At 67.0% G+C, this 13,992-nt stretch carries 11 protein-coding genes, 1 tRNA gene and 2 pseudogenes; 6 read left to right on the forward strand and 8 right to left on the reverse strand.

Annotation, left to right across the window (positions count from 1 at the left end; all coding sequences use genetic code 11):
* Positions 1–124: 124 nt before the first annotated feature.
* A pseudogene (locus AB4Y99_RS18745) lies at positions 125–1,270 on the forward strand (acetyl-CoA acetyltransferase); the annotation flags it as partial.
* Positions 1,158–2,315, forward strand: a complete 1,158-nt coding sequence (locus tag AB4Y99_RS18750) for an MFS transporter (RefSeq protein WP_441524376.1) — start codon at positions 1,158–1,160, stop codon at positions 2,313–2,315. The pseudogene AB4Y99_RS18745 and the gene AB4Y99_RS18750, both read left to right, overlap by 113 nt.
* 56 nt (positions 2,316–2,371) lie before the next feature.
* Here the strand turns inward: AB4Y99_RS18750 and AB4Y99_RS18755 are convergent, their stop codons facing one another.
* Positions 2,372–2,644 (reverse strand): BolA family protein, encoded by a 273-nt coding sequence (locus AB4Y99_RS18755; protein WP_441524377.1) that lies wholly within the window; start codon positions 2,642–2,644, stop codon positions 2,372–2,374.
* 97 nt (positions 2,645–2,741) lie between these two features.
* Between AB4Y99_RS18755 and AB4Y99_RS18760 the strand changes: the two genes are divergently transcribed.
* The gene (locus tag AB4Y99_RS18760; protein WP_038363182.1) at positions 2,742–3,359 is read left to right on the forward strand and encodes a J domain-containing protein; all 618 of its coding nucleotides are present in this window, start codon (positions 2,742–2,744) and stop codon (positions 3,357–3,359) included.
* A gap of 50 nt (positions 3,360–3,409) precedes the next feature.
* Entirely contained in the window at positions 3,410–4,267 is an 858-nt protein-coding gene (locus tag AB4Y99_RS18765; protein ID WP_441524378.1) for an urea carboxylase-associated family protein, read from the forward strand.
* Between the two features lie 5 nt (positions 4,268–4,272).
* Here AB4Y99_RS18765 and AB4Y99_RS18770 read toward each other — a convergent pair whose 3' ends face one another.
* The 5 genes from AB4Y99_RS18770 to AB4Y99_RS18790 form a co-directional block, all read right to left on the reverse strand.
* Entirely contained in the window at positions 4,273–6,264 is a 1,992-nt protein-coding gene (locus AB4Y99_RS18770; RefSeq protein ID WP_441524379.1) for a methylmalonyl-CoA mutase family protein, read from the reverse strand.
* 196 nt (positions 6,265–6,460) lie between these two features.
* A complete protein-coding gene (locus tag AB4Y99_RS18775; protein ID WP_441524380.1) occupies positions 6,461–7,384 on the reverse strand; it encodes a cell wall hydrolase in 924 nt (307 codons plus the stop codon).
* A gap of 447 nt (positions 7,385–7,831) precedes the next feature.
* The gene (locus AB4Y99_RS18780) at positions 7,832–8,299 is read right to left on the reverse strand and encodes a DUF1178 family protein (protein WP_441524381.1); all 468 of its coding nucleotides are present in this window, start codon (positions 8,297–8,299) and stop codon (positions 7,832–7,834) included.
* Between the two features lie 121 nt (positions 8,300–8,420).
* Positions 8,421–8,678, reverse strand: a complete 258-nt coding sequence (grxC, locus tag AB4Y99_RS18785) for a glutaredoxin 3 (RefSeq protein ID WP_038363187.1) — start codon at positions 8,676–8,678, stop codon at positions 8,421–8,423.
* 47 nt (positions 8,679–8,725) lie between these two features.
* On the reverse strand, positions 8,726–9,532 hold the full coding sequence (locus AB4Y99_RS18790; RefSeq protein WP_441524383.1) for a ComF family protein: 807 nt from the start codon (positions 9,530–9,532) through the stop codon (positions 8,726–8,728).
* A 170-nt stretch (positions 9,533–9,702) separates the two neighbouring features.
* Between AB4Y99_RS18790 and AB4Y99_RS18795 the strand changes: the two genes are divergently transcribed.
* The gene (locus AB4Y99_RS18795; protein ID WP_038363190.1) at positions 9,703–10,812 is read left to right on the forward strand and encodes an alkene reductase; all 1,110 of its coding nucleotides are present in this window, start codon (positions 9,703–9,705) and stop codon (positions 10,810–10,812) included.
* 181 nt (positions 10,813–10,993) lie between these two features.
* Positions 10,994–11,069 (forward strand) — tRNA-Glu (locus tag AB4Y99_RS18800).
* A 519-nt stretch (positions 11,070–11,588) separates the two neighbouring features.
* On the opposite strand, the pseudogene AB4Y99_RS18805 reads toward AB4Y99_RS18800, so the two are convergent.
* Positions 11,589–12,713 (reverse strand): annotated as a pseudogene (locus AB4Y99_RS18805) (recombinase family protein); the annotation flags it as partial.
* A 190-nt stretch (positions 12,714–12,903) separates the two neighbouring features.
* Positions 12,904–13,992, reverse strand: a 1,089-nt coding sequence (locus AB4Y99_RS18810; protein WP_441524382.1) for an AAA family ATPase, incomplete at its 5' end; no start/stop codon positions are given.

The raw sequence follows: 13,992 nt of genomic DNA on the forward strand, positions 1-13,992 counted from the left end.
GGCTAGTGCTGAAGCGAAGGGCCGTCAGCCGATCCGCGCACGCCGAGCATGCGCGGATACCGACTTGCGGGATCGACAAGCGCTGCCAAGATAACGTGTAGCTGCACATTAAGGGAGATTCGCCATGAGCGCTGCGATCGTCGGCTGGGCCCATACGCCGTTCGGCAAGCAGGATGCCGAAACCGTCGAAAGCCTGATCGTGCGCGTCGCGACCGACGCGCTGGTCGATGCCGGCATCACCGCCGACCAGGTCGACGAGATCGTGCTCGGCCATTACAACGCCGGCTTCTCGGCCCAGGACTTCACCGCCTCGCTGGTGCTGCAGGCCGATCCGGCGCTGCGCTTCAAGCCGACGACCCGCGTCGAGAATGCCTGCGCCACCGGCTCGGCCGCGGTCCATCAGGGCGTGCGGGCGATCAAGGCCAAGGATGCCAAGATCGTGCTCGTCGTCGGCGTCGAGCAGATGACCAAGACRCCYTCGGCCGAGATTGGCCAGAACCTGCTGAAGGCCTCCTATCTGCCGGAGGATGCCGGCACGCAGGGCGGTTTCGCCGGCGTCTTCGGCAAGATCGCCGCCGGCTATTTCCAGCGCCATGGCGACCAGTCCGACGCGCTCGCCATGATCGCGGCGAAGAACCACAAGAACGGCGTCGAGAACCCCTTCGCGCAGATGCGCAAGGATCTCGGCTACGCTTTCTGCCGCGAGGAGAGCGAGAAGAACCCCTATGTCGCCGGGCCGCTGAAGCGCACCGACTGCTCGCTGGTCTCGGACGGCGCCGCCGCGATCGTGCTGGCCGACGAGGAGACCGCCTTGCAGATGCGCCGCGCCGTCGGCTTCCGCGGCATGGCGCATGTCCAGGATTTCCTGCCGATGTCGAAGCGCGACATCCTGAAATTCGAGGGCGGCGCGCTCGCCTGGAAGAAGGCGCTGGCGGATGCGGGCGTAACGCTGGACGACCTCTCCTTCGTCGAGACGCATGACTGCTTCACCATCGCCGAATTGATCGAATACGAGGCGATGGGGCTGACCAAGGAAGGCGAGGGCGCCCGTGCGATCAAGGAGGGCTGGACGCAGAAGGACGGCAAGCTGCCGGTCAACGTCTCCGGCGGCCTGAAGGCCAAGGGCCATCCGATCGGCGCCACCGGCGTCTCGATGCATGTCCTCTCCGCCATGCAGCTCACCGGCGAGGCGCCGGAGGGCATGCAGCTCGCCGAGCCRCGCCTCGGCGGCATCTTCAACATGGGTGATCGCGTTCGCGCTCACGCAGTTCCCGGTCGGCTATGCGCTCGACCGGATCGGCCCGCGGCGGACGCTGGCGGGATTTCTCCTGGTCGCCTTCGCCGGGACGGTGATCTTCGGCTTGTCGCGCGGCTATCTCTCCGCCCTGGCGGCGCTCGCGCTGATCGGCATCGGTTGCGCCCCCATCCTGATGTCCGGCTTCTACCTGGCTGCGCGCCTCTATTCGCCCCGGCATTTCGCGACGATGTCGTCCTTCCTGATCGGCTTCGGCTGCATCGGCGATCCGTTGAGCGGGGCGCCGCTCGCCTATTTCCTGGCGGCCTATGGCTGGCGCGCGACCGTCTTCGGCCTCGCCGGCATCGTGGCGCTGACGGCCCTGCTGGTGATGTTGCTGCTGAAGGATCCCCCGCCGCTTCCCGGCACGCCGCAACGGCATGTCTCGCTGCTGGACGGGATCAGGCAGATCGTGGTGAAGCGCCCGCTCTGGCTGATCCTCCCCTTCACCTTCGTGAGCTACGGCGTGACGATCTCCATCCGTGGCCTGTGGATCGCGCCCTATCTCCAGAGGGTGCACGGCTTCGATCTCGCTGCCACGAGCTATGCGGCGATGGCGATGGGAGGGGTCATCGCGGCGGGCGCGCTGCTGGTGCTGCCGCTCTATCGCCGGATCGGGGCCAAGCCTACGGTCATCGCCTGCGCGGTGACCGTCGCTCTGGCCTGCTTCGCGCTGGCGCTGTGGGGCGAGGCATCATCCCGCCTTGCCGTCGGCCTGCTTCTCGTCATCGGGCTGTTCGGCGTCACCTATGCCGTGGTGATGGCGCATGCGCGCGCCTTCATGTCGCCTCAGGAGATCGGCCGCGGCGTGACCTTCATGAATTTCGTCTTCATGGGCGGAGCCGGCGTGATGCAATGGGTGTCGGGGCGCCTGGTGAACGCGCTCGACAGGCAGGGCTATGAACCGCAGGCGACCTTCGGCTGGCTTTTCGTCTTCATGGGTGTCGCCCTCGCCGTGGCGCTTGCCCTCTACATGGCATCGCCAGCCGAATCGAAGGCGGGCGCCGCCGCGGGGACGTAACCCAGCTCAATATCCCGGTCCTTAAAACGGAGCACCCTTGAATCGGCTTTTGGCGCTCAGCCCTCGCCGGGCGCCTTCGCCGCGATGGCGAGCGCGTGGACACGGTCCGCCAGCTCTTCCGACAGCGCTGCGTTGACGAGGCGGTGACGCTCGAGCCGGCTCTTGCCGATGAAGGCTTCCGACACGATATTCACCCGGAAGTGAGTTTCCCCGCCCTCGCGCCAGCCGCCATGGCCGTGATGCTGGTGCGATTCATCGATCACCTGCAGGCTCTGTGGCGCGAAGGCCGCAACGAGCTTGTGAGTGATCCTTTCAGCTATCGTGGTCATGATCGCGCCACCGTTGCGATGATCTCCTGAGGGTTCGGCGCGTGCATGTTGCGTCGCACTTGCCGGCCCGCCTTCCGCGTTTCATAACCATTCGACGATGAACATCAACTCGCGCCTTTTCGATCGTATCAGGATCGGCCCTTCCGAGGCGGAAGCGGTCGTCGATGGCGATGTGCCGCGCTGCGACCATCCCGGCTGCGCGCGGACCGGCGAGTTCCGCGCGCCCAAGGGGCGCGGGCGCGAGGGCCAGTTCTTCCGCTTCTGCATGGAGCATGTGAAGGAATACAACGCCTCCTACAACTACTTCTCCGGCATGGACGACGCCGCGCTCGCCGCCTACCAGAAGCAGGAGGAGATCGGCCACCGGCCGACCTGGAAGCTCGGCGTGAACTCCAAGGCCGCGCGCATGGCCCAGAAGGGGCGCGTCGCGAATGGCCAGGCGGGGCCCGATACGAGCGACGCCTTCAACCTGTTCGGCGCGCGCCGGGCGCAGCATGCGGCGCGGCAGGAGCCGCGCGTCGGCGTGGTGGCGATGAAGGCGCTGGAGACGCTCGGTCTCGACGACAGCGCCGATTCCGCCGCGATCAAGGCGCGCTACAAGGAGCTGGTGAAGCGCTTCCATCCGGACGCCAATGGCGGCGACCGCTCGCGCGAAGGCACGCTCCAGGACATCCTCAAGGCCTATCAGCAGCTCAAGAGCGTCGGTATGGTCTGAGCAGCCGGGCCGGCTTCGCCCGGCGGGCGAAGCGAAGGGCCGGAGGCGAGATGACGACGGATATGGTGCAGGCGCCGCCCGATGCGGCGCAGCGGCGGGCGAAGCCGCCGGTCGTGGTCTATCCGAACGGCACCCTGCCGCCCCCCGATATGGCGATGCTGGCTGCGGCGCGCGCGCGGCTCAGCAAGATCGACGAGATCATCGTGCCGCCGCGCGAGGGCGGCAGCTTCCGCGTGCCGAAGGGACATTTTTTCCGGATCGTCAGCATCGAGGGGCCGCAGGTCGGCGACCTCAATCTGTGGAACGCGGACGACCTGTCGGAGCGCTTCTTCAGCGGCAAGACGCGGGCGCTGCATGCGACGCATCTGTCGACCGGAGACCGGCTGTGGAGTTCGCTGCCCTATCTGCGCCCGATGGCGACGATCAGCCATGACACGCTCGGCTGGTATGGCTGGGACCAGGACGGCGCTGGCATCCACGACGTCATCGGCACGCGCTGCGACCCCTATACGCATCGCCTGCTCGGCGGGGACGACTACCATCATTGCTGCCACTCCAATCTGTCGCGGGCGCTGGGCGCGGCGACCGGCAAGCCGGCGCGCGAGGTCGAGGGCCATGTCCATGACGTGCTCAACGTCTTCATGTGCACGGGCTTCACCCGCGAYACGCATCAATATTTCATGAAGGCGAGCCCGGTGCGGCCCGGCGATTTCATCGAGTTCTTCGCCGAGATCGATCTGCTCGGGGCGCTGTCCGCCTGTCCGGGTGGCGATTGCGGCGCGACGCATTCGAGCGATGCGGCGGCCTGTCATCCGCTCAAGGTCGAGATTTTCGCGACGGAGCCGGAATTCCTGAAGGGATGGACGCCGCCGGAGCGCAATCCGTATGGGCGCGGGCACGGGGAGTAGGCCCCCTAACCCTTCCTCTTCGCCGTCAGCCCCGCGACATCGGCGATGATGCCGTCGAGCGCGAAATCCTTCGGGGTGTAGACCCGCGCCACGCCCATATTGCGCAGCGCGTTCTCGTCATCGGGCGGGATGATGCCGCCGACCACGACCGGGACGTCCATGCCGGCGACGCGCAGGCGGGCGGTGACGTCGCGTACCAGCGGCAGATGCGAGCCGGAGAGGATGGAGAGGCCGATGATATCGGCGTCCGTCTCCCGCGCCTGGGTGACGATCTCCTCCGGCGTCTGGCGGATGCCGCCATAGCTGACATTCATGCCGGCATCGCGGGCGCGCACCGCGATCTGCTCGGCTCCATTGGAGTGGCCGTCCAGGCCGGGCTTGCCGACGAGGAAGCGCGGCGGGCGGCCGAGCCGCTCGGTCGCCTTCTCGACGGCGGCCCGGGCGGTGGCGAGACCCGTCGCGTCGCCAAGCTTGGTCGTGTCGACGCCGGTGGGGGCGCGGTATTCGCCGAAGATCTCGCGCAGGGTCTGCGCCCATTCGCCGGTGGTGACGCCGGCCTTGGCGCAGGCGATCGAGGCCGGCATGACGTTGCGGCCCTCCTGCGCGCTCGCGGCAAGCTCGGCCAGCGCTGCCTCGGCGGTCTTCGCGTCGCGGGCGGAGCGCCAGGCCTTGAGCCGTGCGATGGCCTCGATCTCGACCGAGTCCGGCACGGTGACGACAGAGCCGTCGCCGGCCGAGAGCGGCGAGGGCTCGCTATTGGTGAATTTGTTGACGCCGACGACGACCTGTTCGCCACGCTCGATCGCCTCGATGCGCCGCGCGCCGTTCTCGACCAGCGCCTGCTTCATGTAGCCGCTCTCGACGGCGGCGAGCGCGCCGCCCATGTCGTCGATCCGGGCGAGTTCCTCCAGCGCGGCCGCCTTGAGCTCGTGGACCTTGGCGTCGACCACGGTCGAGCCGTCGAAGATGTCGCCGAATTCGAGCAGGTCGGTCTCATAGGCCAGGACCTGCTGCATCCTGAGCGACCATTGCTGGTCGAAGGGGCGGGGAAGGCCGAGCGCCTCGTTCCAGGCCGGGAGCTGTACGGCCCGCGCGCGGGCCTTCTTCGAGAGCGTGACCGCCAGCATCTCGATCAAGATGCGGTAGACGTTGTTCTCGGCCTGCTGCTCGGTCAGCCCGAGCGAGTTGACCTGCACGCCGTAGCGGAAGCGCCTGCTCTGCTCTTCAGTAACGCCATACCTGCCTAATGTGATCTCGTCCCAGAGCTCGGCGAAAGCCCGCATCTTGCACAGCTCGGTGACGAAGCGCATGCCGGCATTCACGAAGAAAGAGATGCGCCCGACGACGCCGGGGAAGTCGGCCGCGCTCACCTCCGGCCGGGCGCGGATCGAATCCAGCAGGGCGATGGCCGTCGCCAGCGCGAAGGAGAGTTCCTGCACCGGCGAGGCGCCGGCCTCCTGCAGATGGTAGGAGCAGACATTGGTCGGGTTCCATTTCGGCAATTCGCTGGCCGTGAAGACGACGATGTCGGTGGTGAGCTGCATCGAGGGGCGTGGCGGGAAGACATAGGTGCCGCGCGACAGGTATTCCTTGACGAGGTCGTTCTGCGTGGTGCCCTGCAGGAGCCTGCGGTCGGCCCCCTGTTCGTCGGCGACGGCGATGTAGAGCGAGAGCAGCCAGGCCGCCGTCGCGTTGATCGTCATCGAGGTGTTCATCTGCGCCAGCGGAATCTGGTCGAACAGGGTCCGCATGTCGCCGAGATGGGAGATCGGCACGCCGACCTTGCCGACCTCGCCGCGCGCCAGCACATGGTCGGGGTCGTAGCCGGTCTGGGTCGGCAGGTCGAAGGCGACGGAGAGGCCCGTCTGGCCCTTGGCGAGGTTGTTGCGATAGAGCTTGTTGGATTCAGCCGCGTCGGAATGGCCCGCATAGGTGCGGAAGATCCAGGGCTTGTCGCGCTGTGCCGCCTGCAGGCCGCCTCGGTCGATCGCGGTCATGACGTTTCCCCGGTCTTGCAGAGCAATCTCAATGTTGCACTGCGGCGAAGATAACGCCAGAGCCGCGCCGATGTCCCCTTCGACGTTAGGTGGACGGGATCAATGCCTGGGGCAGTCCCTGTTCATCCCTCGGGACGCGCTTCCGCGAAGCCGTTCTCAAGATGCGGGATGCCGAGATTTGCCCGATCCGGATCGGTTATTCCGAAACGATCGTGCCCCGCATCGGGGAAGGCGGCGGCAGAAGCGCTGCCAAGCGGCGATCGGTCTTGGGAGGGGCGATGAAGGCGTGGGCGGTCTTCTTCGGCAGGTCGAGATCGAGCGGCCGGTCCGGCGGCATCGGCGCGTTCCGGACGAGCCTGACCGCGGCGGAATCGAAGGCGGGGTTCGTCGTCGCGGAAGGCTGCGGCGCGAAGGCGAGCGGCGCGGATGCGAAGGATGCAGAGGAGGTCGAAGCGGCGGAGGAGGYCGTCGCGAGCGGGTTGGCTGCCGGCTCGGATACCGCCGCGAGTTGGTAGTTCGGCTCCTCGTAGATGCGGCGACGCTCGGGCCGTTCGCCCTTCAGGTAGAAGGCATTGCCGCCGGCCACCGTGACATAGTGCATGTTGGTGTAGGAGAAGCGCAGCCCGGCCGTATGGAAATGCTTGGCCGATCCGACCGCCGCGTTACGGCGCCCGTCGAGGATATCCTCCGCGATGGCCTCGATCTTCGGCAGCGTCTTTTCCGTCATCGGGCGCGTCAGGACGCCGGAGGCGAACTGGCGGGGAGCGCCGACCACGCCGCAGATCGTCTCGGGATAGCGCGCCGATTCGACCCGGTTCATCACCACCGTGCCGACGCCGAGCAGGCCCGCCTCGCTCGAGCGGTTCGACTCGAAATACATCGCCCGGACGAGGCATTCCTTCTCGCGGGGATCGGCCTTGGCGAGGGCGACGGCGCGCTTGCGCGCCTGGCTCGGTTCCTTCGCCGCCGGCGCCGCGGTCGAGGCCGTCTCGACCGGCGACAKGCTRCAGGCGCCSAGSRCCGGCGCAGCCAGTGAAATCAGAAGCGGGATCGCYTTGCGGCCATGTCGGCGTACGCCGCCGGAACGAAGACCAAGTGCAGCGATCGCGGTCCGCTTCATGCGGCAACCTCCTGAATTCGGGACCGTGGGTTGCCGGGAAGGCGACCGGGATCTCCGGCAAGGAAACCTGAATTCCTTAACAGAAAGTTAATCCGGGAAGGAAGGGGTGGTGCGTGCGAGGGCGGCCGAGGTGGCCGGAAGGCGCCGAGGCGGCCTCATCTAACGCCCTCTTTCGCAACGGAAAACCCGGACGCTCCGAACCGTGAATTTTTATCTGCGGAGGGCCTGCAGACGCCTTAAGGAAGCGGTGCCGTGCCGGCCCGAAGGAAGCGGAGAGCCGGGATTCAGCTCGGAACTTTGCCGACTCGCGCACCGGCATGGCGCCCCGGATCAAGCCCGCGACGACGGCGCGGTTCCTCTGAACCTCAGCGGCCGCGGGATGCTTCTGTTCGAACCCGGAACTCGTCCAGGGCGACGGTTTTCGCAACCCGATCGGCGCGAGGAGCTTCAGTTCCCCGAGCCCGGCAGGCGCGGCAGCGGCAGGAATTCGACGCCTTCCTCATGCAGCATCCGGGCATCGTCCGGCGTCGCCTCGCCATAGATGGCGCGCTCTTCCGTCTCGCCGTGATGGATCTTCAGCGCTTCCTCGGCGAAGCGCTCGCCGACATGCTCGGCGCTCTCGCGGACATGGCGGTGCAGCGCCGTGACCATCTCGCGAAAGGCCTTCTCCTTCTCGCTCATCAGCGCGACAGGGGCAGGGGCCGGCGAAGGGGCGGAAGACGTAGGCACGGGCGCCTTCGGGCCGAGATCGGTGCGGGCGACGTTCGGCGCCATGATGGCGCGCTCGACCTTGGCGCTGTTGCAGACCGGGCAGGTGACGAGCCCGCGCTTCGCCTGGTCCTCGAAGCCTGCGGAGGTCGAGAACCAGCTTTCGAAGGCGTGGGCGTTGTCGCAGATCAGGGCGTAACGGATCATGGCGTTTCAGCAAGGCGACCAATCGCGCCTGTCGGGCAGATGGGTGTTCGGGAGGTCGTCGGCAAGGCGGCGGGCGCGTGGCGGCAGGCCGCTCGCCTCCCGCGGTCATGCGTGGGAACGGTCAGGCCGCCAGCAGCGGGTCGAGCTCGCCGCGCGCGTCGAGGGCATGGAGGTCGTCCGAGCCGCCGACATGCCTCTCGCCGATGAAGATCTGCGGCACGGAGGTCCGCCCGCCGGCGCGCGCCGTCATCTGCTGGCGCAAGCCGGGCCCGCTCTCGACGTCGATCTCCTCGAAGGCCGCACCCTTCCGGGTCAGCAGGGACTTGGCGGCCGCGCAATAGGGGCACCAGGAGGTGGTGTAGATCGTGATCGGCGGCATGAAGGCGGCCTTGGTTAGCGTTGCGTCGTTCCTCATGTAGTGCGTCGTCATCCATCCGTCACGACCCGCGCGAAGGTCAGCACCTCGACCTGACGCGCACCGGCCCTGAGCAAGGCGCGCGCCGCGGCATTGACGGTCGCGCCCGTGGTCAGCACGTCGTCGATCAGCAGGATGCGCTGGCCCTCGATCTGCGGGCGCGCGCCGTCCGGGACCCGAAAGGCGCCCTGCAGATTGTCGGCGCGCTGGGCGCGGGTGAGCCCGACCTGCTGGCGCGTGCGCTTGCGGCGGGCGAGCGCGGCCGGCGCATGGGGCAGGCCGGTCAGCCGGGCAACGACCTGCGCCAGCAGGGCCGCCTGGTTGAAACGGCGGCTCCAGAGCCGCGTCCGGTGCAGCGGCACGGGGAGGATCAGATCGGCCTCGGCGATCAGCTCATGCCCGGCCTGCACCATCATCCGGCCGAGCGTCACCGCCAGTTCCGCCCGGTCGCCGTATTTCAGCCGGTGCACCAGTTCGCGCCCGACGCCGTCGAAGCGGCAGACGGCGCGGGCGCGGGCGAAGACCGGCGGATCGGCGATCGCCGCCGGCGACAGGAGCCCCCGGCCGAGATCGACGGCGAAGGGCGTGCCGAGACGCTCGCAATAGGGTCGCTCGATGAAGCCGATCTCGCCCCAGCAATGGGCGCAGAGCGCCTGCGCATCCCCGGTCGCAGCCCGGCAGGCGACGCAGACCGGCGGATAGATCAGGGCCAAGGCCCTCTTCAGCCCTGCATCCAGCGCAAGACAGGCAGGCTTCAATGCCGGGAAGGAGAATTTTCTTCTCCCAGTCTGACGGGCGGCGTCCGCCGGCTTCTCCATGGCGGGCGTGTCCTCGGGAAATCCCTCTTCGTCGACGAGATCGGCCTGCCGCTGCCCTGTCATCCCGCGCTGCAACCTCTATCTTCTTCGCACTGCATGATGGCGGACGACCGCTCGGCGTCGTTGCGTGCCGGCCTACCATCGAGCCTCGCGTTCCGAAGGACAATCCCATGAGCTCATCCGTAGAAACCCTGCCGAAGCTGTTCACGCCTCTGACCATCGGCGACATCGCGCTGAGCAACCGCGTCGTGATGGCGCCGCTGACGCGCAACCGCGCCACGCATGGCAGCGACGCGCCGAATGCGCTGAACGTCGAATATTACCGCCAGCGCGCCAGCGCCGGGCTGATCATCAGCGAAGGCACGCAGATCTCGCAGCAGGGGCAGGGCTATATCTGGACGCCGGGCATCTATAGCGAGGCGCAGGTCGAGGGCTGGAAGGCGGTGACGGAAGCCGTCCATGCCGAGGGCGGCAAGATCGTCGCCCAGATCTGGCATGTCGGCCGCGTCAGCCATGTCTCGCTGCAGCCCGGCAACAAGGCGCCGGTCGCGCCCTCGGCGGTTGCCGCCCGGACCAAGACCTATATCGAAAGCGGCTTCGCCGAGGTCTCGCAGCCGCGCGCCCTGCCTGCCGAGGAATTGCCCGGCATCGTCGCGGACTATGCCCGCGCGGCGGAGAATGCGCGCAAGGCCGGTTTCGACGGCATCGAGATCCACGGCGCCAATGGCTATCTGATCGACCAGTTCCTGAAGGACGGCACCAACCAGCGCACGGACGCCTATGGCGGATCCGTGGAGAACCGCGTCCGCTTCCCGCTCGAGGTCGTCGACGCGGTGACGAAGGCGATCGGCAAGGGGCGCGTCGGCATCCGCATCTCGCCGGTGAGCCCGGCCAACGGGATTTCCGACAGCGACCCGCAGGCGGTGTTCGGCCATTTTGTCGCCGAGCTCGGCGCGCGGGGGCTGGCTTTCCTGCACGTGGTCGAGGGCGCCACGGGCGGCCCGCGGGACATCGCGCCCTTCGATTACGATGCGCTGCGCAAGGCCTTCAAGGGCGCCTATATCGCCAATAACGGCTTCGATCGCGAGACGGCGATCGCGGCGGTGGAGAGCGGGCGGGCCGATGCGATCGCCTTCGGCAAGGCCTTCATCGCCAATCCCGACCTTGTCGAAAGACTGGAGCGCGATGCACCGCTCAACACGCCGCAAGCCGAGACCTTCTATGGCGGCGACGCGCGTGGTTACACCGACTATCCGGCGCTGACGGAGAAGGCGGCCTAAGCGCCTCGGCCGGCCTCTTTAGGCCTCTCGCCACATGCGCGACGCGATCCCGCTCTTCATCGGCGGGAGCGCGTCCGCTTCGGAAGCCCCGGCGGGAGGCGGCAAAACTTTTGCCGTCTCCCGTGAAAAAGGAGTTGCGGCGGCGCAACGCTCCGACTACATAGCGCCCTCGACCGGCGCTGCTCCCTTCGTCTAGCGGTCTAGGACGTCGCCCTCTCACGGCGAAAACAGGGGTTCGAGTCCCCTAGGGAGCGCCATTTCCGTACAGAACTGCGAACACCGGGCTCCTTGAGGGGGCCTGCGTTTGCTGCGGCCATCGTCTGCTCCAGATTGGCCTTGTCCCCCACGATGCGAACGGTATCGGCATCCACCTCGACGCGATCGACGATGCTGCGCAGCCAGGCCTTGCGGAACGGGACCGTGCCTTCGGTGATGTTACGCCGCATCAGGGCGCCGAATTCGGCGACAAGTTCGGGAGCGATCGTGGAGGGCGGGCGCTCCGCTGCGTGGATTCGATCGAGCGCGGTCTTTGCCCGATCGCGATCGGCCTTGAGAGCGGCGAGGCGCTCCTTTAGCATGTCGTCGAGATCGGTGACGCCGTCCTCGACGAGCTGGTAGAGCCGCCGCAGCTTGTCATCTGCCGTTTTTACCTCGGTCGCCAGGGCAGTGATTCGTCCATCGACCTCCGCCTGTTTGGCGGCGCGACCAGTCCAGAGCGAGGCAAGGGTTGCTTCAAGCCGATGAGGCTGGAGCAGCTCTTCGGCGAGATGATCGATGACGAGCTCATCGAGTTTGTGCATGGGAATCGAGCGGCCCTGGCAACCGGCCTCGCCCTGTCTGCTCTTGGTCGAGCAGGAATAATATCGGAACACCTTGCCGGACCTCGAGGTGCCGGTTCGCAGTGTCATCGCTCCCTGACAATGGGCGCAGGTGGCAAGTCCTGTGAGCAGAATCGGCCCTGACACTTCCCTTGCAGGCGTCACCCGAGGATTATGCGCCTTGAGCGTCGCGGCAACGGCGTCGAATTCGTCCAGGGTGATGAGGGCGGGAACGTCAATCCGGACATGCTCAGAGACCGGCTTCACAGCGCCGGTTTTGGCCTCGATCTTGTTGAAGGTCCATTCGCCGACATAAACGCGATTGGTCAGGATGCCGTGGACGGTGGCCACGCCGAAACGGGCGCCAAGGCGGGTGCGATAGCCTCGTTCGTTCAGCCAAGATGTGACGGCCTTGACGCCGAGGGGGCCGGATACGCCGTCGCCGACGCGATAGAGCCGGAATATCAGCCGCACGGTCTCGGCTTCAACGGGGTCTTCGACGAGACGTTTTTTGACGCGCTCGCCGCGCGTCTCGCAGGCTTCAGCGATGTAGCCGAGAGGAACGCGAGCCCCATTGTAGAAGCCCTGCCGGGCATTTTGCTTCATGGCGCGCAAGACGTGTTTGGCGTTCTCGCGGCTCTGGTACTCATCGAACAGGGCGATGACCTGGCGCATCATGACCTGTGCGGGATCGTCACCGAGCTCCTGCGTGATCGAGATCAGCCGGACGCCCGCTTTCGCAAGCTTGCGGACATACATTTCGAGCGAGAAGCTGTCGCGGAAAAAGCGTGAATACGAGTGGACGACGATGACGTCGAAGGGGTGATCGTCGTCGAGGCAGCGCTCGATCATGCGCTGGAATTCTGGCCGGGCATCGTCGGTGGCGGAAGCGCCGGGTTCGACGAATTCCCCGACGAGCTGCCAACCTTTGGCGGTGCAAAACTGGGCGGTCTGCATGCGCTGGTCGGGGATTGAGAGATCGGACTCAGCCTGGCGCCCTGTGGAGACACGCAGATAGGCACAGGCGCGCTGCGCGGTGTCGAGAGGCAGAGGGACGCGGGCTGCGCGGCGCGATCGGGACATGGAAGGAACTCACTCCGAGAGTGAACATCTCAGGTGATGAAAAGCAATAATCAATATCAAAATCAATACCTTATAGGGTTTATGTTGATGTCGAAAGAGCTACTTCTGCCCGCGCAACCGGGCTCGGCGCCCGGGCAGCGACGCTATATCGGCGCCCGGCCGCAACCGACGCGCAGGATTGGCGCGCTGATCAGCCATCGAGGCTGAGCTCCCTGCCACGGTTGCGTGCCCTGACGAGCGTCGTCGTTAGAGGGCGCTCTGCCTCCTGCTGGAAAGCCGGACGACCCACTGCGGCTTCGATGGTCGCCTGCGCGTCCGCGCGGTAATCGAGAGTCGAAGCCTTTTCGCCCGAGCGGGAGAGCGCTCGTGCAAGCGCGGCCCGTCTCTCGACATCCTCGACCGGGCGCGTCCGGTCGGTGAGCGTGCGTTCGGAGCGGGCGATGACATCGACACTGGCGCGATCGACGAACAGGCGCACCTCACCGCGCGCGCGGCTTGCCGCAACATGGATGTCGTGGCGGTTCATCGTGGCATCGACCCAGACGAATACTGTCTCTGTCGTTTGGCCCTGAGCCCCGTGGCAGGAGCTCGCGTAAGCATGGCTCAGACGCAGGCGCCCGCGTTCGTCGGCCAACTCGGAGGYAGGGAGCCTGACTTCGCGCGTTCCGATGCGCAGCGTCAGATGCGGATCCGAACGGCCCCGGACACCCTGCCTATCCTCGACGCTGACGAGAGTCGCCTCAGTGCCGTTGATCGCGCTGATGCTATCGGCCCGGGTCAGAATGCGTAGCCGATCGCCGATCGCTAGGTCGAGGCGGTGCTCCTGCCCCGAGGCCGTCACCGCCGGCAGTCGCGCGACATCCACGCGGGCGAGAAGGCCATCGCGGCGCAGCGCCTCACGCACACCGGCATTGAGGGCGAGGACTTGGCGGTTGGTCCTGGCGAGGAGCAGAGGAGCGGCCTGTTCGGGTCGGCTTCGGCATGCAGCCTGCCAAGCCGCGACGATCGAATTAGCCGTTGCTTTCGGTCCGGCGCATTCCTGCACGGCGCCGTGGGCGTCAAGCAGATCGAGTGCTTCCTCGGCGCGCCCGGCGCCGAAGGCTAAGACCATCTCGCGCGCCCAGGATTCGCGCTGGCGCACGATGATGTCGACGCGCCGCGTGCCGACCGCGTCGGCGACAATACGCAGGCCGGGACCACCGATCGGCTGCAACTGCCGGCGGTCGCCGATGAGCCGGACAGCCACCTGCATGCCGGCATGCCGTGCTTCGTCGACATG

The organism is Allobosea sp. TAB14 (genome assembly GCF_052113865.1).
Taxonomy (GTDB): Bacteria; Pseudomonadota; Alphaproteobacteria; order Rhizobiales; family Beijerinckiaceae; genus Allobosea; species Allobosea spartocytisi.

Bases quoted from the DNA above. Each gene is read 5' to 3' on its own strand.
- AB4Y99_RS18755 (WP_441524377.1), bottom strand. From the start codon at position 2,644: ATGACCACGATAGCTGAAAGGATCACTCACAAGCTCGTTGCGGCCTTC.
- AB4Y99_RS18760 (WP_038363182.1), top strand. From the start codon at position 2,742: ATGAACATCAACTCGCGCCTTTTCGATCGTATCAGGATCGGCCCTTCC.
- AB4Y99_RS18770 (WP_441524379.1), bottom strand. From the start codon at position 6,264: ATGACCGCGATCGACCGAGGCGGCCTGCAGGCGGCACAGCGCGACAAG.
- AB4Y99_RS18780 (WP_441524381.1), bottom strand. From the start codon at position 8,299: ATGATCCGTTACGCCCTGATCTGCGACAACGCCCACGCCTTCGAAAGC.
- grxC (WP_038363187.1), bottom strand. From the start codon at position 8,678: ATGCCGCCGATCACGATCTACACCACCTCCTGGTGCCCCTATTGCGCG.
- AB4Y99_RS18790 (WP_441524383.1), bottom strand. From the start codon at position 9,532: ATGGAGAAGCCGGCGGACGCCGCCCGTCAGACTGGGAGAAGAAAATTC.
- AB4Y99_RS18795 (WP_038363190.1), top strand. From the start codon at position 9,703: ATGAGCTCATCCGTAGAAACCCTGCCGAAGCTGTTCACGCCTCTGACC.